Genomic DNA, 20,478 nt, shown 5'->3' with positions numbered 1-20,478 from the left:
TCCCTACAGCCTATGCTTAAATCGCTCTAGCCCGAACACTCTTTGCTAGAATTATTTCGCAAGTATCACTTGGCCGGCGATCCAAAAGAACGAGGGCTCATGGTTGACTCGGTTGCCTTTTTGGGCAGACAAAGAATCGCCTCGCTGATCAGGAAAAACAACATTGCGAGGAGGAATATTCTCCAGAAATCAGCAGACTCTGAAGTGCCGGCTGTTTGACCAACCTGATCCAGCAGGCGGTAGTCAGTGCCTTCAAGCATTGCGTCGAGGTTTTCTTTCCCGGCAATTTCAAGATTGTCTTCTGCGGCAGAGCGATTGACTGCGGTGAGTCGATCGCCAATACGGAAAACCCCGGCGGAATAAGGTGAGGTTTCACCTGAGTAGTTATCCTCCCTGATGAGGGGTATTCCTGTAGTCGATTTTACTGAATCCGACCCTACTTCGGTGAGGAATGATGCATCGAAGCGGTCAGTGCCAAGGGTTAGAATCCGCTGGATTGCAGGCAGTAAAACATCTGCATCGCCGAGATTCGACCATGTGTAATCGGGAGTTGAGCCGAGAAACCAGACGATACCTTGATCGACTACTTTTCGGGTTAAAAATGGCTCTCCATCTTCCCAACGGGAGAGAGAGGTGGCATCGCCTGAAGGGATAGCGCGCTTAATTGCCCGGAGTCGTTCGGCAGGGATAGATGTGCCATCAAGTCCGTCACGGAGGGGGCCATCAGTTTGATTCCAATCCTGAAGGATGAAGAATTTTCCTTTCTCAGCCAACTCGAGTGGCTCCCATTCCATACCCAGAAAATCTGATTTTGATTCTGTTTCATCTGGCAGGAAAACGAGCTGGCCACCGCTGTTGACGAAATTCTCCAGAATGGTGGCATTAGTCCCTGTAGGAAGGGGGGCTGCCCAAATGATCAGTGCCAGATCTGAAGTATTGGCTGTCTTGAAATTTCCCGGAGCTACACGTTCAGCAGTTTGTTTTTCAAAACCGGGAGGTGCGGCGGCGAGTTCCAAATATTCAGCGGCTTCCCCGCTAGGCGAGACAAGAAGGGATTTTACAGGTCGTGCCGGCCCGTATGCGAAGAACACGGAGTTGTCCCTTGGATTGCCGTCGGCCGGAATGGAGAGCCAACCGTAGCCGTTTTCGTTTTCATCAGAAATTTTGATACGTTTTTGGAAACGCAGAGACTGGCCTGGAAGAGTGATTGATTCGCTGCTGCCGGCGCCATTTACGTTTACAGAAAGCGGTAGCTGGGTTTTCCCGCGTTCGGCCTCGCCACGTGTGGCTTCGAGGTCGAGGACAAGGCCGTCGGCAGTGCGCTGGGTTCCGAGCAGCCGGAAGGATGTGTTCGGGACGGAGTTTTCACTGAGTGCCAGCACGCGGATGGCCGGAGGTTGCTGCAGGGAGGCAATACTGGCACGGACAGCGGCCCAGCGTTCATCCTCGGGGTGCCAATTCGATGATTGGAGGTCTGAGGCAAGCCAGATTTCCGAGCGACCGTTGGAGGTACTCAGGTATTCGATCGCTTTTGTCAGGAGTGATGGAAAATCAGCAGCGGAATCGGTAGCGGAGGTTGCTGAAATTTCCGATAGTACATCCGGAGATGGGATTTCCTGTGGTTTGCCCGAAGCGCTATCGATGAGGATGAGTCGCGGGGAGCCGAGGTCGTCGATGGTGTCTCTGACTTTTTGGAGGACGATTTCTCTTTTCGAAGCCTGGCCCTCGGAAGATTGAAGCTCCATTGAGGCGCTGCGATCCAGAATCAGGACAACGGTATCAACTGATCCCGCGCCCCAGCCGATTAATCCGGAAACAACCGGGCGGGCAGCTGCAAAGGCGAGGGCGGCAATACCGAGCGCGCGGCAGGTGAGGATGAGAATGTGACGGAGTTTCTTCTTTCCCCGGGATTCCTTGGTGGCTTTCAGAAGGAACTGCATGGCCGCCCATTGGACAGTTTTGTGACGGCGCTTGTTGAGCAGATGAATGATGACCGGCACGCTCGCGGCGGCGAGGAACCAGAGGAGGAGAGGTGAGAGGAAAGTCATCGGGGGAAACTTTAAACTTTAAAGTCCCTTCGACAAGCTCAGGGCAAATCAAAGTCCAAGGGAAGAGATTGGGGTGAACTCGATTATGTAACGTTTTTAATGGCCAAGTTTGAAGGGACGCCTACGGGTTTACCACTCTAGTCTAGTATCAGTCTCGAATGAGATGCGGACGATTGAGATGACGTATGATGATGTTGGAATACCGTATGTCTGAGGCATCTCTGGAAAAAGGGCAGCAGCGACTGCGAGATCTGGGGCTCTGAGGAGATGTTTTCACACAGAAATTTCTAGAAAGATGAGGTGTCATCATCTTCTGCTCATCTTTGGGTGGTATAAAAGAGGGGTAACAACAAACCAAATGAATATGAAAAATAAATTGATGACGATTGCCGCCCTCGTAATTACTTCCAGCTGGGCTAGTGCTGACTATAACAAGAAAGAGATCCGTATGGATGATTGTCCGGCCCCAGTGCGTGAGGTGATCACGGCGAATTCGCGGGACGGAAAGATCGATGATGTTGATATGATCGATATCGACGGGAAACAGATTTATATCGCCGAGGTGGATCTGCCACGTGATACGGATTTGAAAGTGTATGTCAGTGGCGAAGGTGTGCTGATCAAAACCCGTGAGGATGTGCGTGATGGCGATGTGCCGGCGTCTGTGACGAATGCGGTGAAAGATCTTGGCACTATCGATGATGTGGAGAAGGAAACGAAAGGGGAGACCGTAACGTATCATGTGGATATCGACCGTAGTGGTCAGGCTGATCTTGAGGTCGTGCTTTCAGAGTCTGGCGAAGTGCTAAGCAAGTCGGAAGGCAGTGATGACTAAATTCTGAGCGACTGAATTTGTTGCCGGGACTGGACCTTGTCCGGTGCCGGCTTCATGCTTTTTTACGAAAACGATGAAACTCCTAATTGTGGAAGACTCTGCGCGGCTGCGCGAAACTTTGGGGAAGTCCCTTTCAAAAATGGGGCACGCGGTGGATTTGGCAGAGGATGGCTGTGAGGGGGATTCGATGGGTAGGGCGGGAAAGTATGATGTGGTGGTTTTAGATCGGATGATGCCGGGGAAGGATGGGCTCGAGGTGCTGCAGGGGTGGCGGCGAGATGGGATAGAGACACCGGTGATTTTATTGACGGCGCTGGATGGGACGGGGGAAAAGGTGAAGGGGCTGGGCTGTGGGGCAGATGATTATTTGTCAAAACCGTTCGCGCTGGAAGAGCTGGTTGCGAGGCTGGAGGCTCTGGCGCGCAGGTATCATGTGCAGCCGAATCCGGTGCTGAAGGCAGGTGGGCTGGAGATTGATCTTTCGGCGAAATCTGTTTCACGAGGTGGAGAGAAGTTGATGATTACGGCGCGTGAGTTTTCTCTGCTGGAGTGCTTGGCGAGGAGACCGGGACAGGTGCTGAGCCGCGAGCAGATCGAGGGGTATATTTATGCGGAGACGGATAGCCCGCTGAGTAATGCGGTGGATGCTGCGGTGTATTCCTTGCGTCGGAAGCTGGATTGCGAGGGAGAGGCGCCGCTTATTCAAACCCGCCGCGGACTCGGCTATGTTTTGGAGATATGATCTCGATCCGCTGGCGACTGACTTTGTTTCTCTGTCTGGCTATGGCGGGCTTGTTTGTAGTGACAGGATTGGGAGTTTTCGTGGCGATGAAGGAGGTGCTGAACAAGCGCTTCGATGAGACCTTGGAGGCGAAGGCGATGGCTTTGATCACGGCTTCTGAGGTGGATGATGGGGGATTTGAAGTGGATTTGACCGTTCAGGATTTCGCGGGATTTGGAAAAGGCGGGAATGATTATTTCGAAATACGGCGGACAGGCGGAGGGCTGGTGCTGCGTTCGCCATCTATGCGGGAGGCTTGGAGAAATGTCGGGCGATTTGATCAGTTTGACGCACCAGATGAGGGCGAGGTGGTGGTTTTTGATGATACGTTCGAGGACGGGCGGGAGGCTCGGTTTTTCCTGCGAATGGTGCAGCCGAAGGACGATTTTAAAAACGGGTATCAAGATTTGTATCTGATTGTAGGGAGCCCGACACAGGGGATCAGAAAAGATTTGGGTCTATTGGCGATGGTGTTGATGATAGCGGGTGGAGTGGCGATTTTAGTGATGATTCCACTTATTAGATCGGGCTTGGCTAGGGGGCTGAGGCCGTTGAAGAGGCTCTCGGATGAAATAGGGGGGATCCGTCCGGAGGAGTTTGATCGGCGGCTTGATGCGGAGAGACTACCGGCAGAATTGGTTCCGATGGCTAAGGGGCTGAATGTCTGGTTGGGACGATTGGAGGAATCGTTTGAGCGCGAGCGGAGGTTTAGTTCACACGCGGCGCATGAATTGCGAACGCCACTAGCAGAGCTGAGAAGTATGGCTGAGCTGGGGGCAAATTGGCCGGAAGAGGCGACTCAGGAAAATTGTGCGGAGATGGCGAATGTGGTGGGTGAGATGGGGCTGCTACTTGATAAGCTTTCGTTATTGGCGCGGGCGGATTCTGGGCAACAGGGCGTTCGCTGTGAGGAAATGGATTTTGGGGAGGCCGCGGAGGGGGTGCTGGCGCGTTACAGGGATCGTGCGGAGCAGCGTGGGATTCGGATTTTTTCTGAAATCTCTGGTGAAACGGTTGAGAGTGATCCGGTGTTGTGGTCGGCGATTTTCCAGAATCTCTTAGGAAATGCGGTGTCTCATGCACCGGCTGGATCTGAGGTGCGGGTGGTAGTTTCTCCTACGGGAATTTCTGTGATAAATCCGGCTCCCGAGCTTACGGAAGGGGATTTGGCGCATTTATTCGAGCGGTTTTGGCGAAAGGATGTTTCGCATGGGGGGAGCGATCATTCCGGGTTGGGGATGTCGATTGTTAAGGTTTGTGCGGGTTTGCTGGGGGCGAGTTGTGAGGCTGGATTTGTGGAGCCTGGCTTGCTGCGGACGGAGGTGAGGTGGGAGCTTTGAATTTTCAATAAAGGACAGGAATTTCCCTCATCCTATTTGCCATTAGGGAGGCGGGAGGTGAGGAATTCGCGGAGGAGGGGTTCGACGGGGGTGTCTGTAGTAACGAGTTGGTAGTCTGCTGCAGCGTCGTGGGCTTTGGCGCGGACTTGAGCGAGGAAGTCTTTTAAGGCGCTCTGGTATTCGTCTGCGATTAGGTTTGGTTCGGCCACGATGGCGGTGCCGTCTTCCAAATCAACGAAGCGGTGCGGTCGATCAAACTCGAAGCCGATTTCCTGCGGATCCATGAGGTGGAAGAGGGAGATATCGTGCTTGCGGTAGCGGAGATGTTGGAGGGCCTCGGCGAGCTCCGAGGTATCGGTGAAGAAGTCGGAAATGATGACAACAAATGCTCGTTGTCCGATTTTTTCGGCAATGGTGTGTAGTGCGGGAATGAGGCCCGTTTCTCCGGATGGTTCCACGTTTTCAATCGTAGTGAAGAATCTTTCGAGGTGTGCTGCGCGACGGCTGGGCGGGATTTCCAAATGAAGTTTATCAGTGCAGATAGAGAGGCCGGCGGAATCGCCTTGGTTGACTAGCAAATAGGCGAGGGAGGCGGCGATCCGACGGGCGTATTCGATTTTTGGTTCCACACCGGGACTGTGGAAGTTCATGGAGCCGGAGGCATCGATGACGAAGTAGGCGCGAAGGTTTGTATCGGCTTCAAATTCCTTGATGTAGAATCGGTCGGAGCGGGCGAAGGCCTTCCAATCAAGGCGGCGGGTGTCATCGCCGGGGACGTATTTCCTGTATTCTGCGAATTCGACGGAAGAGCCGCGGTGAGGGGAGCGGTGCTTTCCTGCTACGTTACCCATCATCGGAACGCGAGATTCGATGGGAAGCGAGCCGAGGCGGGCCAGGAGTTCGTTATCTATGAAGGAGTGGGTGCTCATTTTGGATTACGTCCGTTTCCTACTTCTTAGAAAATTGTTCTGCGACGGCTTTGGCTACTACGGCCATGATAAGACAAGAGAATACGATGAGTGTAGCAAACTCTCCAATTCTAGGTCCTATAATCGCTAGAACGATTGTAGCAGTACAAACGAAGATGATATCTCTAAGCTTTTTGTGGTGATAGATTACAGCGGCAGTTTGAGCCTGGATGGAACTTTGTATTTCCTTTGAAATTGTGACTGCCTCCGATATTTCCCATGGAGAATTTGGGTTTTTTCCAACTTCGCCGGTTGGGCGTTTTTCCGGAAGGTTAGTCATTTTGCATTTCCTCAATGAGCCTTTTGATAATTTTCTTAGAGGTCATCCCTTGGGATTCGGCTGTGAAGTTAGTAATGACGCGGTGGTTAAGAACAGCGGGGGCGATGGCTTCCAGGTCTTCCAGTGATGCCATGTAGTTTCCGCGAAGGGCGGCCCGGGCCTTCGCTCCAAGAACGAGGTATTGCACCGCGCGGGGGCCTGCGCCCCAACCTACGGTGTCCTTGATCCACTGCGGGGCTTCGGGCTCGGCAGGGCGGGTTTTGCGAACGATTCCCACCGCGTAATCGTAAAGGTGATCCGGGACCGGGACACGACGGACAAGTTGCTGGAAGGCGATGATTTTTTCTCCGTCCAGGAGTTTTGAGAGGACCCCTTTCGCTGCGCCCGTGGTTTCGCGGGCGATTCGTTTTTCCTCCTCGGCGGTGGGGTATTCGACTTCGATGAGGAACATGAACCGGTCCAGCTGGGCTTCGGGAAGGGGGTAGGTGCCTTCCTGCTCAATTGGGTTTTGTGTGGCGAGAACGAAGAACGGAGGAGCCAAGGGGTAGGTTTTTCCCAGGACGGTGACTTTGTTTTCACCCATGGCCTCGAGCATGGCAGACTGTGTCTTGGCTGGAGCACGGTTGATCTCATCTGCGAGGACGAGGTTTGCAAACACTGGTCCGGTTACAAATTCAAACTCACGTTTTCCTCCGGCTCCGGATTCCTGAATGATATCTGTGCCAGTAATATCCGCGGGCATCAGGTCAGGAGTGAACTGTATACGGTTGAAAGAGAGGTCGAACGTTTGGGCAACTGAAGAGACTAAAAGCGTTTTCGCCAGACCTGGAACACCCATTAGAAGTGCATGGCCCCGGGCGAACAGGCATATGGCAAGTTTTTCGATTACCTCGTCCTGCCCGATGATTGTTTTGGCGAGTTCAGCACGAAAGGCCTGATAGGTTTTCCCGAGCTCATTAATTGCTGCGACATCGTCAGGAGGGAGCTGGAAGGATGCCTTCTCCTCGGAGGTTTCGGCGATGGTTTTCGGGGAGGTTTCGGCAGGGATTTCTTCTGGAGTGTCTGAATGGGTATCCATAGATCGGGTGATGTTCTGCTGAAGCTAAGGGGGAGATGTTTTTTGTCGAGGAGGGATGCCCTGGAATAGTGTGTGAGGTGAAATATTTTAAAATTTTGGCAAAAGAGACCTGTTTTTACCATTTCCTACTTGCCAGTGCAGCCGCATCTGCTAAATCACCCGCCCCGCGCGGCTTCCGATCAATTTCGGATTAACGCGCTTCACGTGAACTTCCTCAACTAATGGCACGCATTTTAGGTATCGAAATCCCCAACGAGAAGCGAATCGAAGCTTCTCTCACATACATGTTTGGCGTAGGCATCTCCTCCGCTAGACGCATTCTGGAACACGCAGGCATCGACCCGGACATCCGTACCGGTCAGCTTAGCGAAGATCAATTGGTCAAAATTGCCCAAGTGATCCAGACAGAGCAAATCATGGTTGAGGGTGATCTCCGCCGTGAGCGTCAATCGCAGCTCAAGCGTCTTACTTCAATCAACTGCTACCGCGGTATCCGCCACAAACGTGGTCTCCCGGTTCGCGGTCAACGCACACGCACCAACGCTCGTACCCGTAAAGGTAAGAAAAAGACTGTTGGCGTTAAGAAGTAACCTAATGGTTACGATTTTTCCCCGGGGCTTATAAACTCCGTATCAATCCAGACATATGTCCGAAGAAACAAACAACAAAGAAGCTGAAGAAGTAGCCGTGCCGGCTGCCGAGGCCAAACCAGAAACCCCGGCTGCTGCTCCAGAAGCAACAACGGATGAAGCTCCAGCTGCAGCCAAAGAGGCTCCGGCGGAAAAAGAGGCCGCGCCTGCTGCAGAAGCAGCTGCTGCCCCTGCCCTCAATCCTGATGGTACTCCTAAGAAGGAAGCGAAGAAAGATATCTTCGCTGAGATCGGTGGTGGCGAAGAGGAAGTCAAAATTCACAAGGCCAAAGGCTCGAAGAATGTTGCACGCGGTATCGTTCACGTGACCGCTACATTCAACAACACCCTTGTGAGTGTTACCGATCAGAATGGCAATTCCATCGGCTGGTCCAGTGCTGGCAAGATGGGCTTCAAAGGTTCACGGAAAAGTACTGCATATGCAGCGCAGGTTGTTTCCCAGGATGCATGCCGTCAGGCAATGGGTCATGGTTTGAAAGAAGTGGACGTTCGCGTTAAGGGTCCCGGCTCCGGTCGCGAATCCGCTGTGCGTGCTGTTCAAGGTCTTGGACTCGATATTCTTTCGATCCGCGACGTTACTCCAATTCCTCACAACGGTTGCCGCCCTAAGAAAGCCCGTCGCGTTTAATCCAGAAACTTTAAACACTTAACTTTCCTACATCATGGCACGTTACACAGGTCCTCGCACCAAAATCTCCCGCCGCTTTGGCGTATCTCTTTTCGGCCCTTCCAAAGCATTGGAGCGCCGCAATTTCCCACCAGGCCAGCACGGCGTTCGTGCAGGTCGTAAGAAGAAGTCCGAATATTCTGTCGCACTTGGCGAGAAGCAAAAGCTTCGTTTCCAATACGGCGTTCTCGAAAAGCAATTCCGCGGATATTATCAGGAAGCAGCCCGCCGTCGCGGTGTTACTGGTGAGATCATGCTCCAATTGCTTGAGACACGTCTCGACAATGTTTGCTTCCGCGCAGGCTTCGGCAATTCCCGCCAAGCAGCCCGTCAGCTCGTCAATCACGGTCACGTTCTCGTAAACGGAACCAAAGTCGACGTTGCTAGCTTCCAAGTGAAGCCAGGTGATCATATCAAGGTAGGCGCAAAGCCATCTTCCCAGCAACTCGCACTCCGTATGCTCGACCTTACACAGGCCGTTCCTACAGTAGATTGGCTTGAGGTGGATCGCGACAAAATGGAATGCACGGTTTCCCGTGTTCCTGAGCGCTCCGAAATTGATCCTTTGGTCAACGAGCAGCTCATCGTCGAGCTCTACTCCCGCTAATTCTTCGGGACAGAAAAATTACAAGAACGCTCGGACGAAAGTCCGGGCGTTTTTTTGTGTATAGCTGTTGACTATCTTAGCTGGCCTATGAATTCCCAGAATAGGGGTTTACGATGTCTCAGCCCAAAAGGCGTTGATGGTCATTACCTTGAGGCTCATCTATCCAACTCGTGAGGATATTTGTGGCTGCTCTCTCGTTGTGTTAAACCCTCGGGCAGTTGACGGGGCCAAAGGTTGGGATCAAGCGGAGCGTGCCGCACCTAGGTCGCCGGGAGGAAAGAGCGATGGCTGAGTTCCGAATATTTGCCGTTCATGGCGAGCAGGTCGGTATGTGTCCCTTGCTCGATCACCCGGCCTTTTTCCAAAACGTAGATACGATCGGCATTTTTAATGGTGGATAGTCGGTGTGCTATGACGAAGGCCGTGCGATTTTCCATAAGGCGATCCAGTGCAGCCTGAATCTGGCTTTCAGTCTCCGAGTCTACGGAGGCCGTGGCTTCATCAAGGAGCAGGATCGGGGCATCCTTTAGAAGTGCGCGTGCGATCGACAAGCGCTGCTTTTCTCCGCCTGAAAGTTTTACGCCTCGTTCGCCGACGTTGGTATCAAGCTGTTCCGGGAGTGCTTTCACGAATGAATCACCATTTGCGGCAGTTAGTGCAGCCCATATTTCATCGTCGCTGGCATGTCGTTTCGCCAACTCGAGGTTCTCGCGAACTGTGCCATTGAAGAGGAAAGGCTCCTGGGTCACGTAAGCAAGCTGGCTGCGTAGTGATGGCTTGTTGAGCCCGGAGATGTCCTTCCCGTCCAATAGTATGCGTCCCGAATCCTTTTCGTAGAATCGGGCTAGCAGGGAAAGTACGGTGGTTTTACCTGCTCCTGTAGTGCCTACGAGTGCAATTGTTTGTCCCGGCTTCGCAGAGATCGAAACTTCATGAAGAGTTGGCTGTTCCTGATAGGAGAAGGATACATTTTCAAAGACTACTTCACCTTCGGATTTGGTGGTAAGTATTTCCCCGGTCGCTGAATGGAGCTCTTCTTCCGCATCAAGAATCTCAAAAACACGGTCAGCTGCCGCTCGGCCGGAAAGGAGCATCTGATTGAGCGAATTGAGACGGTCGATCGGCTCGTAGAAAAGAGACAGAAACAGCAGGAAAGAAGTGAACTCGCCAATGGTCAGTGTGCCTTGCATCACTGACGAACCTCCCACGCCCAAAACCAAAACATATCCAACGGAGCGAGTAAATGACATGGACGGTGAGTAGACCGCCCACCACCGCATCATACGGAGAGAAGTCTGGCGGAGATGTTCTGACGCGGTATTAAAACGGGAATGTTCCACTGATTCAGCGGCGTAGCTTTTGATCTGGCGAATTCCTGAAATATTGTCGTGAAGCAGAGAATTCAGATCTGAAGTAGCTGATCGCTGATTCTTGTATCGATCCCGTCCGTTGGTCGCGTAGAACCAGGCGCCGATTGCAAGAAGAGGGACTGGCAACGTCGCCCAACCTGCCACGACCGGATTGAGGAAATAAAGAAATATCCCGATTCCGAGAAACTGTAGGATGGCGATGAGTCCTTGCTCGATTCCATCAATCAAGACTCGCTCCATGTTGGTGACGTCCTCAACGATTCGGGTCATGATATCGCCAGTGCGGCGTGTATCGAACCAGTTTAATGGTAGTGTTTGAATTTTTCCGTATAGATCCGAGCGTATGTCATAGATAACCCGTTGCTCGAAGTGGTTGTTGATGAAAATACGTGTACTGTTGAGTCCTTCGCGGATTCCGTAAGCGACCAGAGCCATGATCACCCAGAAAAGAAATTCATCATGCCTGGCAGGTGTGGGTAGGATTTTGTCCACCGCATAGCCCGTAACTATAGGGAAAACAAAGACTGCGGCTGTCATCCCCAATGCGCAAACAAGCTGTAGGCTCGCGAGCTTTGGATAGCGCCTTAAATAAGAAAATACTCTAAAAATTGACTTCATCGATAGGACTGAAACGCTTGGGGCGTATCGTCTATTTGTAAAGCTAAGGGTTTGCAGCTTAAATGATTTTGGACTTTCGGGTACTTTGATATTGCCGAATATGAACGGGAACGAATAGTGTCCCAACCGCATCCGGAACATCTAGCTCCACAAAAACCCCATGGTCAAAATTTTAGGAATTGCCACCGCAGTCATTCTCGCCGTTGCCGCATTAGTGGCAGTTAAAAATAAATCCCAGCTTGAAGCTGAGATTGGGAACCGAGATTCAAGAGAACGAGAATTGGCTAAGAGCCAAGAACGACTTACCGAAGCTCAAGAAGTCCTCAGGGCTTTACCTGTAGAAATCGAGCAGGTTAACACGCTTGCCGAGGTAAAGGCTGAAGAGGAAGTCGCAGCGAAGGAGATCAATGATACGCTCCAAGCTGATATTTCGACAAGAACCGAGGATGTCGATACCAAGGCTGCGAGCTTAAACATCGTCCGCGAAAAAGCCGCTACCGTGGGTAATATCGAAAATCTTGCAGGAAATATCAGAGGCAAGCGGATCGAGCTCGAGGAGCTGGATCAGGCAATTACCGCTAAAGAAGCAAGTCTGTCCAATATGGAAGCACAGACGGCAGTCGCTCAAAAAGAAGCCAAGCGTCGCCAGAATGAGTTTGATCTGATGAGCAAAGGCGAATCCCTCTCAACCCTGCAGACCAGAGTTCGTAGAGTTTATCCTACATGGGGGTTCGTTACACTGGCGGATGGAAACAACGCAGGTGTCATTGGTAATTCCACTCTTGATGTCATCAGAAATGGTGAAGTTATAGGCAAGTTGCTTGTTACAGCTGTTGAATCAAGCAGCGCCTCGGCAAGCATCATTCCTGATTCCGTAGGCCCTGGAGTACAAATCCGCGTGGGAGACAGAGTTGTTCCGGGCACGAAGGTAGCCAACGATAGCGCATCCGCCAGCAACTAAACGCGATCATCTCAATCCCGAACATTCTTCAAAAAAATCCATGAAATTCACTTTCCCAATCTTAGCAATCGTTGTCTGCCTGGGCGCAGCATACTTCAGCTGGACAGAATCCGAAAAATTCAAACAGGTTCAATCCGAGCGTCTGGAGGCGATCAAAACCAATAAGGTGGTCTCCGCGAACGCTGACGCTGCAGACGTAAAAATCAAAGCCGAGCGAGAAGTACTCGCAAAGGCCAAGGATAATCTGGCTGTTCTCGAGCAGACTGTAGCCGCACTTGAATCCGATGCTACTTCTTTTAAAAACGAGCTAAAGAAGCTAGATGCACGCTTGGCATCACAGAATGCCGAATTCGCTCAACTTGATGAAACGATGAAAGAAGTTGAGGCCGTATTTGCAGGTTTAGGCGAAGATGTGAATATCGACAACCTCGGCGAAAAAATCGAACAGATTGAAGCCGATATCGATGCTAAGACCGCGAAGGTTGATGAGCTCGACGAGCTGTTGAAAGGTGCTGACAGTAACCTCGCCTCGAAACGAAAAGATGTAAGTCGTTTGGTCGATCGTAAAACAGCACGTAATAAGCGGATCTCCGGTAATGCCTTGGTAGCACGGGTTACTGCAGTCAATCAGGAGTGGGGCTTCCTTGTTATCGGTGCTGGTAAGAACTCAGGTTTCACCCCGCAAACAGGCCTCTTGGTCGAGCGCAACGGTCGCATGATTGGCCGAGTATCACCATCATCCATCGAGCCTACGCAGACAATTGCTGATATCGAGTTGGAGAGCCTTGCGCCAGGTGTGCGGATTCAGAGTGGCGATACAGTCATTCTCGAGAAGCCAGCAGCGAACTAATTCAGTATGCTGGCTTGCCAAACGCCAGAAACTGTATTCCGTTGATGCTATGAAGCTACTGACCATTTCCGGACTACTCACCTTGTTCTTCGTTTCCTGTGCAGCAGAGGAGGACAAGAAACCAGTAGGTCCAGTTTCGAACTCCAGCACCATTCCTTGGAATGCTCCAATTGCAGGACAAGGTGGTGGTCAGTTGGGAATGCTGCCGGCCAACCAGTATCGCCGCTAATCGCGGTGGTAGGGGCTTCCTGCCTTAATGGTTGCTAGCCGATAGATCTGCTCGAGCAACACCACTAGTGCCAGCTCATGCTGCATGGTCATGCTTGAAAGTGAGAGGACCATGTCGCTGTTTTCCCTTAATTCTTTTGAATGGCCATCTGAAGCTCCGATCAAAAAGGCTAGCCTCTTGATGCTGCCGTCCATTTCCAGGGAGCTTAACGTCTTTGCCAGTTCCCGTGTGGTGGGGCGGAGGCCCCGCTCGTCTAGCGCGATCCTGAAATAACCTTCAGATGCTTTCAGGAGATTGCTCGACACGTCGTCGCTATCGCCATCCTTGACGAACTTCAGTTGGTAATCCCCGTATCTTGAAAGGCGCTTCAAGTACTCCGTTGTCGCAAGCTTCGAGAATGCAAGCGCTGGTTTTCCAGCCACAATAATTAGGATTCGCACACCACAAGTCTTGTCTGGATCCGCCTCTTGCTCCAGTTTCTTAACAATAAATGAAAAGCTTATTAGTTTTGATGTGCGGAGTTGTCGTTTCTTGTGCTCCTGGTCCAGTTGAACGCAAGATGATCGGTCTCGTGGAAAAGTTCGATCTTTGGGACTACAATGGTGATGGCTTCCTTGTTTCCAGCGAGCTCGATGAAGCTGAAAGAGTCGGAGGTGTCGATAGGTCAGAAATTATCAAGTTTTACGATCAGGACAACGACCAGCGTATTTCTCTGAAAGAAACCAGTCGTGGTATTGAACGGGTGGATGAGGCGAAGGAGATTGTTGAAGAAGAAGCTCCTGCCCAATGAACGAAATCTACGAAGACGCAAAGATTCTAGGTGAGTATCTGCTCTTCCATTACGGTTCGGATGACGATGTGTTACCCGGAGAGGCTTGGCCACCTGGGATGAGGGAGGCTCTGGGCTTTGCCAGACGGACCCCCAGGCATTTCACTTCCAGCGGCGGGAAACGTGGGCTGGATATCGGATGCGCGGTAGGAAGGGCTACGTTTGAGATGAGTGAGTTTTGTGAGGAAGTGATTGGTATAGATTATTCCAATGCTTTTATTGCCGCGGCAGAAAAATTGAGGGGTGGTGAAACCATTTCCTATGCCCGCATGGATGAAGGGCATCTCACCACTAACCTGATAGCCAAGGCGCCCCAAGGCGTCCCCATTGACCGTATTAGTTTCAGGCAAGGGGATGCGATGAATCTACCTGAAAATTTAGGGAAATTCGATCTGGTTCACGCTGCGAATTTGATTTGTCGGCTGAGTAATCCTTCGATGTTACTGAATCGCCTGCCAAGTCTGGTAAATACGGGCGGTGAGCTTGTTCTAGCCACTCCATGTACTTGGTTGGAGGAATTCACGCCCTCCGCCGAGTGGCCGGAGCAAGACACCCTCTCGTGGCTTGAAAGGGCTCTTGGAGGTGATTTCTCGCTCCTTGCGGTCAATGACGAGCCGTTCCTGATTAGGGAGACTGCCAGGAAATTTCAGTGGACCAAGTCGATGGTGTCTGTTTGGAAGCGGAATTGATAATTCAATTTGATTGATAATTTAATTGGGATTTATGGAAGGTGTTGGTTGATTGAAGTTCAATCTGCATGACTCGTAAGTCGTTCATTGTCAGTTCTTTGGAGGTGATGGTTTTCCGCTGATATGAATGTATTTGTGGGGTAGGAGTGGTGGCGTAAAGTGAATAGCGACGGTCGTTCGTCATCACCCCCAACAACTCCCCCCCCATGAAATACAAAGCACTATTAGGTGCTGTGGCACTCGCGTGCACAGCACTCACAGGTCAGGCCCAGACAATTCAGGCAAAACTTACCGAGATCAGCCCTGCGCTTTCAGTGAAAGGCTCATTCGACTCCGGCAATAATTATTCATACTACACGGCTGGTGTGAACCAGTTTGAAAGTACATCAAGCAGCGGTTTCGACTTTGAAGCATTCTGCGTGGAGCCAGATGCAGGTATCACCGTTGGAGATACCCTGAGCTATACTGTTACCGATCTGTCCCAGCTGACAAACTCCGACAAAATTGCCAAGGTTATCGGCGGTTTCCTGGCTTCTTCCCAAAATGCCTCCCAGGCAGCAGCCGCGCAGTGGGCAATCTGGGAGCTAGTTGCGGAAACCAGCAGTAGTTACAGCCTTAGCAGCAACAAGGTAAAAATCAAAAGCGGTGAGTCCACACAAGCTCTCGCCAATTCATATCTGTCCAACCTGGATTCGTTTACTGCTGTGAATCTCACCTATCTCACCAACAGCAAGAAGCAGGACATGATAACCTGGGATGCAGTTCCTGAACCTAGTTCCCTCAGTCTTCTGGCATTATCCGCAGGTCTACTTTTCAGACGTAAGCGCTAACGTAAGAATTTAAGCTCTATTGCCCTCTTCGCTATTCTGGCGGAGGGGGCTTTTTTGTGTCGAAAATAGTTTTGCTGGAATACGGAAAACTGTGATTTTTCTCATAAGGTATGATTTTTAGATCAAGCGGAGTATAGGAATTTAGAAAGTTTTAGGAAAATCCGAAACTTTTTCGAAGTTGGATTGTTGAAAGTAGGCAGTAAGAGCCAGAAGTTGCTCATCTATAAACAAAACAATATTATGAAATTTAAATCACTAATTCTTATTGCCGCTTCGGTTGGTCTTGGCTCATCAGCTTTCGCACAAGGCGAAGGCAAGGAAGGTCGAAAAGGTCCTCAGGAGCGCCCGACACCTACGAATATCATCGAGAAGTTCGATAAGGATGGAGACGGTGCACTGAACGCGGAAGAACTTCAGGCAGCCATGGATGCACGTCAGGAACGCATGGAAGGTGTGCGAGGGAAGATGCATGATCGCAAGAAAGAGTTCATGGAAAAGTTTGATACCGATAAAGACGGCAAACTAAGCGATGACGAGAAGGCTGCACTCCCGGAAGAGGTGAAGGAGCGAATGGAGGAGAGAGGACAAAAACACCGCAATTGTGAATGTGGCGCGGGTCCAAAAGGACGTGACCATAAGGGTAAGCACGAAGGTCACCGTGACGGTGGTAAAAAAGGTTCCGAAGACTCGGAATAGGCAAGATTGAGGCTTACGAAAACCAATAAAAGAAGGCCGTCTCGCTTGAGACGGCCTTTTTTTGATTCAGGATTCTTGAAAGGAAATCTATGACTTCTTCTTCCTGAGAAACGGTGGAAGATCAAGATCCTCACCCTCGAAGACGTTAGGATTTTCCCCCTCGAAACGGCCTCTTGGAGAACTATCAAATGACAATTCACTCTGCGAGCCGGAGACCTTTTCATCGAGCTTCAGATTGGCATTCTGAGTTGAGTTTTTTGGCGCATCCGTATCGGAGAGGCCGGCTTCAAACGGGTCTTCCGAATCGTCCGTTTCGTCAGATGATCTCCCGCTCTTATCCCAGATGGGTTTGCCAGACGGTTGAACTTTCGGTTCGGGATTGGATGCTGAAAATTTGGAAGGAGGATCGACCTCCGGGCCGGAAGGTGAAAGCAATTCCTCGGAGTCATCTTCAGAATCAATCTCCTCTTCTTTTTTTGTCGTGATGCTTTCCGGTTCCGTCAGCTCGGGACCGTCTTCCTGTTCCTTGTCTGTTGCTGGCTCGGCCTGTTTAGGGGCGTCTTCCTTTTTTTTCGGGAATTCCGGTTCGGCAAAAGGTCTTTCTTCCTTTCCCTTGGGAGTAGGCTCTTTATCAACCTCTGGCTTTTCTTCTTCTGCCGGGAGCTCCGAATCGCTTGCTGGCCCGGATTTAGCGGTATCTATTTTAGTGAAAGGATTTTCGATTTCTTCCGCATCGGATGTGACGCTTTCAAATCCGGCGATACTTTTCAGCGGGGAACTGATGGTCTGACGGGTGCCGCCTGTGAGTGAGTCTTCGGGTAATGCGCTGATAAGGGTAATGGACAAGTTGTCGCCCATGGCTGGATCAATGGCCGCGCCGAAGAGGACGTGTGCATGGTCCGGCACGTGTTTCTGAAGATTCTGCATGAGGAGCTCGATCTCAAACAGGGTGAGGGACTCGCCGCCCGAGAGATGCACGAGGACCGTTTGAGCTTCCTTGAGAAGTGAACCTTGATCCAGAAGAGGGCTGGAAAGCGCATTACGGAGAGCTTTGGATGCTCTGTCTTTTCCTTCGGACATACCTGAGCCGAAGAGGCACCGGGATCTGGTTGTGCGGAGTGCGGACATTAGATCATCGAGGCCGACGTTGATGATGCCCGGCCTGATCACTAGTCGTATAACAGCTTTGATAGACTCGGAGATCATCTTGTCCGCTGAGGAGAAGGCTTCGTGAATACCTTGTTTCGCAAGGACAAGCTCGCCCATGCGATTGTTGTCGAAGGTCACGAGGGCATTGGAGAGGACCGCAAGTTCGTTAAGGGCGGTGTCTGCCTGATCGCGGCGGCGGCGGCCTTCGAAAAAGAACGGCATAGTTGCAAAGACGACCACGAATGCTCCTTCTTCACGAGCAATACGGGCTACGATTGGTGCGGCTCCGGAGCCTGTGCCACCACCTAGTCCCGCGCATAGGAAAACGATTTGCTGGCCTTTCAAGGCTTCGCGAACGGATTCCTCTGCCTCGAGCATGGCTTGCTGGCCCAGTTCAGGATCGCCGCCTGTGCCAAGGCCTTTTGTAAGATTGATTCCGAGTTGGATCTTCTCTTTGGCCAATGAGGCGCCAAGTGTGCGTATATCTGTGTTTAGCGCGAGGAGTTCGGCGCCTTCGATGCTATCGAGGGCGACCCGCTCCAGCATGTTTGCGCCAGCGCCGCCGAGTCCGACGATTTTGACAGCTGAGGAGGGGATTTCTTGTTTGGGATCGCGTGAGTAGGAAATCATGGCAGTAAGGATAGAATAGATTGATGCGGCTCAATTGCCGAATGGCCAGAACAGATTGAGGATTTTTCCGAGGCAGCCCGGCGGTTTGCTGTTTTCTGTTTCGAGGATCTGCGCGTATCGGATAAGGCCGATGGCGGTGGCAAATTGTGGATCCTTGAAGGACGGGTGCTCCGAGTCCGTGCTTTCGGAAGATTCCGGACGGTAGATATCACGGCCGAAGACATCGAAGGCGAGTTCGGAGAAGCCCTTCATGAGGCTGGTGCCACCGGTTAGGAAGACGCCTGAGCCGATTGCTTCGATCGCTCCCTTGGGGAGGCGCGCCTTGACCAGCTGCAGGGTTTCTTCTAGACGTTGACGGATGACCTCATTGAGGATGGTGCGCTTGACCTCTACATCAGCGTATCCGTTTTCATCGGTAAGTTTTGCGATGCCGACGGAGACGGAAGGTTCAGCGGAAGCGCTTCCTTCCAGGATTTTAAGTTTCTCCGCTTTGGAAAACGGGAGCCCGGTAACCAAGTGGATATCATTGGTGACGTGGTCTCCGCCTACCGGGATGCAGCCCGAGGCAGCGATTGCGCCGTCTATATACAATGCGTAATCGGTCGTGCCGCCGCCAATATCTATGAGAAGTGCCCCGCGTTCCTTCTGTTCCCGGTCAAGAGCCATCTGTGCGGTGGCAATGGGCGCGAAGACGATGTCATCGACTTCCAGGGGGCACTCGCGGACTACTTTGATGGAGTTCTGAATCCGGTTCCGGATACCGTGGATGATGTGGAAGTCTGCTTCGACGGTTTTGGCGAAAAGGCCGACGGGTGAGGCGGATTGCTCCAATCCATCTACGAGATATTTCCGGATGATGGTATGAAGACAGACATTTTCCTGCGGGTAGTGGACGTCGCGGGCAAGACTGCAGGCTTCCTCAAGATGTTCGGGAAGGATGGTTTGCTGATTGTCCGGGAGACGGAAGGTGCCTCGATTGTTAACTCCCTGAAGGTGTGCGCCTGTGACGGATAGAAATACCGAGCCAATTTCCACATCGCTGGCGTCCTCGGCCTTTGCCAGAGCGTCCTTGATGCATGCTCTGGCCTGAATGAAATCCGATAGTTCACCACGGCGAACGCCAGCGGATTTGGTGACGCCGATTCCCAGGATTTTCACAGCACTGTCCGGCTTGACCTCGCCAACGACGATACAGGTCTTGCTAGTGCCGATTTCCAATCCGACGTGAATTTTTGTGCGGCGGGACATGTTCGATCAGTTTCGGTTCAAAAGAGAGTGGAGGTCTTGAGCTTGGCGGTTTTCCCTGGGTGCTGGAGTTGGTGTATTCTCGGCTACAGGAATGGCGCGCGGGGGCAGATTGTCTTCGCGGACTGTGATGGGGACATTTCGCTTCGGGATCAAGTTGATCGTTTCGATTTGATAACCTTTTTTTTCCGAGTGGTGGAGTGCTGCCTGAAGATTGTCGAGCTGGCGCTTGTGATCTCCGAGTCCAAATGTGGCCTCTATACCGGATCTGGTGCTGAGGTTCAGCGACCATTCGTTTTTCTGGGAGATGGAGCTCACTGATGAAAGACTCTCCGGATTGTGGGCGAGAATCGCGGTGAGTAGGTGTAGACAGTGCTTGTATTGCGGATGCTCAATAATCCTTCCTGCCTGTATGGGGAAATTTTCCTCAGGAGTTAGGAGCAGGATCGGGAGGTGTGCGGATGTCTGAACGAGACGCGGGGGGCAGGGAAACAGGTAGCCGGTGTGATCCACCAACAGACCTCCGCTGACGCGAGATGCTGCAAAATTTTCCTCCGGGCAGGCGACCCATGCGATGGGTTTCCGTGTGGTAAGGTGAAAATTGAGTGTCCCCGGAAGTTCACGTTTTACTTCCGCCGTGGAGATCGCCGGGATTTTCAGAAGTTCGTTTTCCAGATAGGTAACGTTGAAATCGAAGATATTGGAGGAGAGGTCGATACCGAGTTGATCGACCAGATCTGATTCATCCAGGACATCGTTCTCGTTCAGCTGAATGGCCTGGAGGCGAAAATCCGGATTCTGGTGGAAGGTTTGTTCGATAGCCTGGCGTATGCCGTAGGCGGCACCGAGCAGGAGGCCGATGGCGATGGCGATTTTCCCCGCTAGTTTCAGGACGCTGAGGCAATTGAACCAAGCGATGCGCGGCGACATCACGGAGGCCCGCAGGACTTTTACCTGATGTCTGTGATGTCTGGTTCTGGATGTCCGTTTTCGCATTTATTGACCGATTTAAAGAGGAGAAGCACCGGATGATCGCGATGAAAGGCAGCCTGATGCTCTCGTAGCAACGGGCCTGAGGCAAGCTCGGGCGATCTTATTTAGCCCTTCCTTAATGTCAATGTATCTATG

22 protein-coding genes are annotated in these 20,478 nt (G+C 51.7%); 13 read left to right on the top strand and 9 right to left on the bottom strand.

The genetic code is table 11. From position 1 onward, the window contains the following. Positions 1-65: 65 nt before the first annotated feature. The gene (locus AAGA79_RS12855; RefSeq protein ID WP_411826209.1) at positions 66-2,048 is read right to left on the bottom strand and encodes a BatA domain-containing protein; all 1,983 of its coding nucleotides are present in this window, start codon (positions 2,046-2,048) and stop codon (positions 66-68) included. A 364-nt stretch (positions 2,049-2,412) separates the two neighbouring features. On the opposite strand from AAGA79_RS12855, the gene AAGA79_RS12850 reads away from it, so the two are divergent. The 3 genes from AAGA79_RS12850 to AAGA79_RS12840 all read left to right on the top strand — a co-directional run bounded on the left by AAGA79_RS12850 (position 2,413) and on the right by AAGA79_RS12840 (position 5,004). Further along, positions 2,413-2,883 (top strand): hypothetical protein, encoded by a 471-nt coding sequence (locus tag AAGA79_RS12850; RefSeq protein WP_411826208.1) that lies wholly within the window; start codon positions 2,413-2,415, stop codon positions 2,881-2,883. Positions 2,884-2,956: 73 nt separating this feature from the next. After that, entirely contained in the window at positions 2,957-3,625 is a 669-nt protein-coding gene (locus AAGA79_RS12845; protein ID WP_411826207.1) for a response regulator transcription factor, read from the top strand. Next, a complete protein-coding gene (locus AAGA79_RS12840; RefSeq protein ID WP_411826206.1) occupies positions 3,622-5,004 on the top strand; it encodes an ATP-binding protein in 1,383 nt (460 codons plus the stop codon). Before AAGA79_RS12845 ends, AAGA79_RS12840 begins: the two co-directional genes overlap by 4 nt. A gap of 32 nt (positions 5,005-5,036) precedes the next feature. On the opposite strand, the gene AAGA79_RS12835 is transcribed toward AAGA79_RS12840, so the two are convergent. The 3 genes from AAGA79_RS12835 to AAGA79_RS12825 are packed head-to-tail and all read right to left on the bottom strand — an operon-like array spanning position 5,037 to position 7,330. After that, the gene (locus tag AAGA79_RS12835) at positions 5,037-5,933 is read right to left on the bottom strand and encodes a DUF58 domain-containing protein (protein ID WP_411826205.1); all 897 of its coding nucleotides are present in this window, start codon (positions 5,931-5,933) and stop codon (positions 5,037-5,039) included. 19 nt (positions 5,934-5,952) lie between these two features. Then, positions 5,953-6,252, bottom strand: a complete 300-nt coding sequence (locus AAGA79_RS12830; RefSeq protein WP_411826204.1) for a hypothetical protein — start codon at positions 6,250-6,252, stop codon at positions 5,953-5,955. Continuing rightward, positions 6,245-7,330 carry an AAA family ATPase gene (locus AAGA79_RS12825; protein WP_411826203.1) on the bottom strand — a complete coding sequence of 362 codons (1,086 nt, stop codon included), beginning with the start codon at positions 7,328-7,330 and terminating at the stop codon, positions 6,245-6,247. The genes AAGA79_RS12830 and AAGA79_RS12825 overlap by 8 nt, the downstream gene beginning before the upstream one ends. Positions 7,331-7,551: 221 nt before the next feature. Here AAGA79_RS12825 and rpsM point away from each other — a divergent pair, with 221 nt between their 5' ends. The 3 genes from rpsM to rpsD are packed head-to-tail and all read left to right on the top strand — an operon-like array spanning position 7,552 to position 9,254. Beyond that, a complete protein-coding gene (gene rpsM, locus AAGA79_RS12820; protein ID WP_411826202.1) occupies positions 7,552-7,920 on the top strand; it encodes a 30S ribosomal protein S13 in 369 nt (122 codons plus the stop codon). Between the two features lie 55 nt (positions 7,921-7,975). Further along, the gene (gene rpsK / locus AAGA79_RS12815; RefSeq protein ID WP_411826201.1) at positions 7,976-8,608 is read left to right on the top strand and encodes a 30S ribosomal protein S11; all 633 of its coding nucleotides are present in this window, start codon (positions 7,976-7,978) and stop codon (positions 8,606-8,608) included. A 34-nt stretch (positions 8,609-8,642) separates the two neighbouring features. Next, complete coding sequence (rpsD, locus tag AAGA79_RS12810; protein ID WP_411826200.1) at positions 8,643-9,254, top strand: 30S ribosomal protein S4; 612 nt, start codon at positions 8,643-8,645, stop codon at positions 9,252-9,254. Positions 9,255-9,514: 260 nt separating this feature from the next. Here rpsD and AAGA79_RS12805 read toward each other — a convergent pair whose 3' ends face one another. Next, a complete protein-coding gene (locus tag AAGA79_RS12805) occupies positions 9,515-11,242 on the bottom strand; it encodes an ABC transporter ATP-binding protein (protein ID WP_411826199.1) in 1,728 nt (575 codons plus the stop codon). A gap of 160 nt (positions 11,243-11,402) precedes the next feature. Here AAGA79_RS12805 and AAGA79_RS12800 point away from each other — a divergent pair, with 160 nt between their 5' ends. From AAGA79_RS12800 to AAGA79_RS12790, 3 genes are read left to right on the top strand one after another with little or no spacing between them, the layout of a single operon-like run. After that, entirely contained in the window at positions 11,403-12,203 is an 801-nt protein-coding gene (locus tag AAGA79_RS12800; protein WP_411826198.1) for a hypothetical protein, read from the top strand. A 40-nt stretch (positions 12,204-12,243) separates the two neighbouring features. Next, positions 12,244-13,053 carry a hypothetical protein gene (locus tag AAGA79_RS12795; protein ID WP_411826197.1) on the top strand — a complete coding sequence of 270 codons (810 nt, stop codon included), beginning with the start codon at positions 12,244-12,246 and terminating at the stop codon, positions 13,051-13,053. Positions 13,054-13,102: 49 nt separating this feature from the next. Continuing rightward, on the top strand, positions 13,103-13,282 hold the full coding sequence (locus AAGA79_RS12790) for a hypothetical protein (RefSeq protein WP_411826196.1): 180 nt from the start codon (positions 13,103-13,105) through the stop codon (positions 13,280-13,282). Here AAGA79_RS12790 and AAGA79_RS12785 read toward each other — a convergent pair. Beyond that, positions 13,279-13,722, bottom strand: coding sequence for a 23S rRNA (pseudouridine(1915)-N(3))-methyltransferase RlmH (locus tag AAGA79_RS12785; protein WP_411826195.1), 444 nt, complete (start codon positions 13,720-13,722; stop codon positions 13,279-13,281). The genes AAGA79_RS12790 and AAGA79_RS12785 overlap by 4 nt on opposite strands. Before the next feature lie 50 nt (positions 13,723-13,772). On the opposite strand from AAGA79_RS12785, the gene AAGA79_RS12780 reads away from it, so the two are divergent. From AAGA79_RS12780 to AAGA79_RS12765, 4 genes are all read left to right on the top strand, one after another. Beyond that, positions 13,773-14,072 carry a hypothetical protein gene (locus AAGA79_RS12780; protein WP_411826194.1) on the top strand — a complete coding sequence of 100 codons (300 nt, stop codon included), beginning with the start codon at positions 13,773-13,775 and terminating at the stop codon, positions 14,070-14,072. After that, the gene (locus AAGA79_RS12775; protein WP_411826193.1) at positions 14,069-14,800 is read left to right on the top strand and encodes a putative 4-mercaptohistidine N1-methyltransferase; all 732 of its coding nucleotides are present in this window, start codon (positions 14,069-14,071) and stop codon (positions 14,798-14,800) included. The genes AAGA79_RS12780 and AAGA79_RS12775 overlap by 4 nt, the downstream gene beginning before the upstream one ends. Positions 14,801-15,006: 206 nt before the next feature. After that, positions 15,007-15,630 carry a PEP-CTERM sorting domain-containing protein gene (locus tag AAGA79_RS12770; RefSeq protein ID WP_411826192.1) on the top strand — a complete coding sequence of 208 codons (624 nt, stop codon included), beginning with the start codon at positions 15,007-15,009 and terminating at the stop codon, positions 15,628-15,630. Positions 15,631-15,870: 240 nt separating this feature from the next. Then, complete coding sequence (locus AAGA79_RS12765; RefSeq protein ID WP_411826191.1) at positions 15,871-16,326, top strand: EF-hand domain-containing protein; 456 nt, start codon at positions 15,871-15,873, stop codon at positions 16,324-16,326. A gap of 87 nt (positions 16,327-16,413) precedes the next feature. Here the strand turns inward: AAGA79_RS12765 and AAGA79_RS12760 are convergent, their stop codons facing one another. The 3 genes from AAGA79_RS12760 to AAGA79_RS12750 are packed head-to-tail and all read right to left on the bottom strand — an operon-like array spanning position 16,414 to position 20,346. Next, positions 16,414-18,105 carry a hypothetical protein gene (locus AAGA79_RS12760; RefSeq protein ID WP_411826190.1) on the bottom strand — a complete coding sequence of 564 codons (1,692 nt, stop codon included), beginning with the start codon at positions 18,103-18,105 and terminating at the stop codon, positions 16,414-16,416. 30 nt (positions 18,106-18,135) lie between these two features. Continuing rightward, positions 18,136-19,353, bottom strand: coding sequence for a cell division protein FtsA (gene ftsA / locus AAGA79_RS12755; protein ID WP_411826189.1), 1,218 nt, complete (start codon positions 19,351-19,353; stop codon positions 18,136-18,138). Between the two features lie 6 nt (positions 19,354-19,359). Further along, positions 19,360-20,346 carry a cell division protein FtsQ/DivIB gene (locus tag AAGA79_RS12750; protein WP_411826188.1) on the bottom strand — a complete coding sequence of 329 codons (987 nt, stop codon included), beginning with the start codon at positions 20,344-20,346 and terminating at the stop codon, positions 19,360-19,362. Between the last annotated feature and the right edge of the window lie 132 nt (positions 20,347-20,478).

Source organism: Luteolibacter sp. AS25 (genome assembly GCF_046736275.1).
Lineage (GTDB): Bacteria > Verrucomicrobiota > Verrucomicrobiia > Verrucomicrobiales > Akkermansiaceae > Luteolibacter.
Note: the sequence above shows the minus strand (reverse complement) of the source record. Positions and strands in the feature narration are given on the sequence as shown.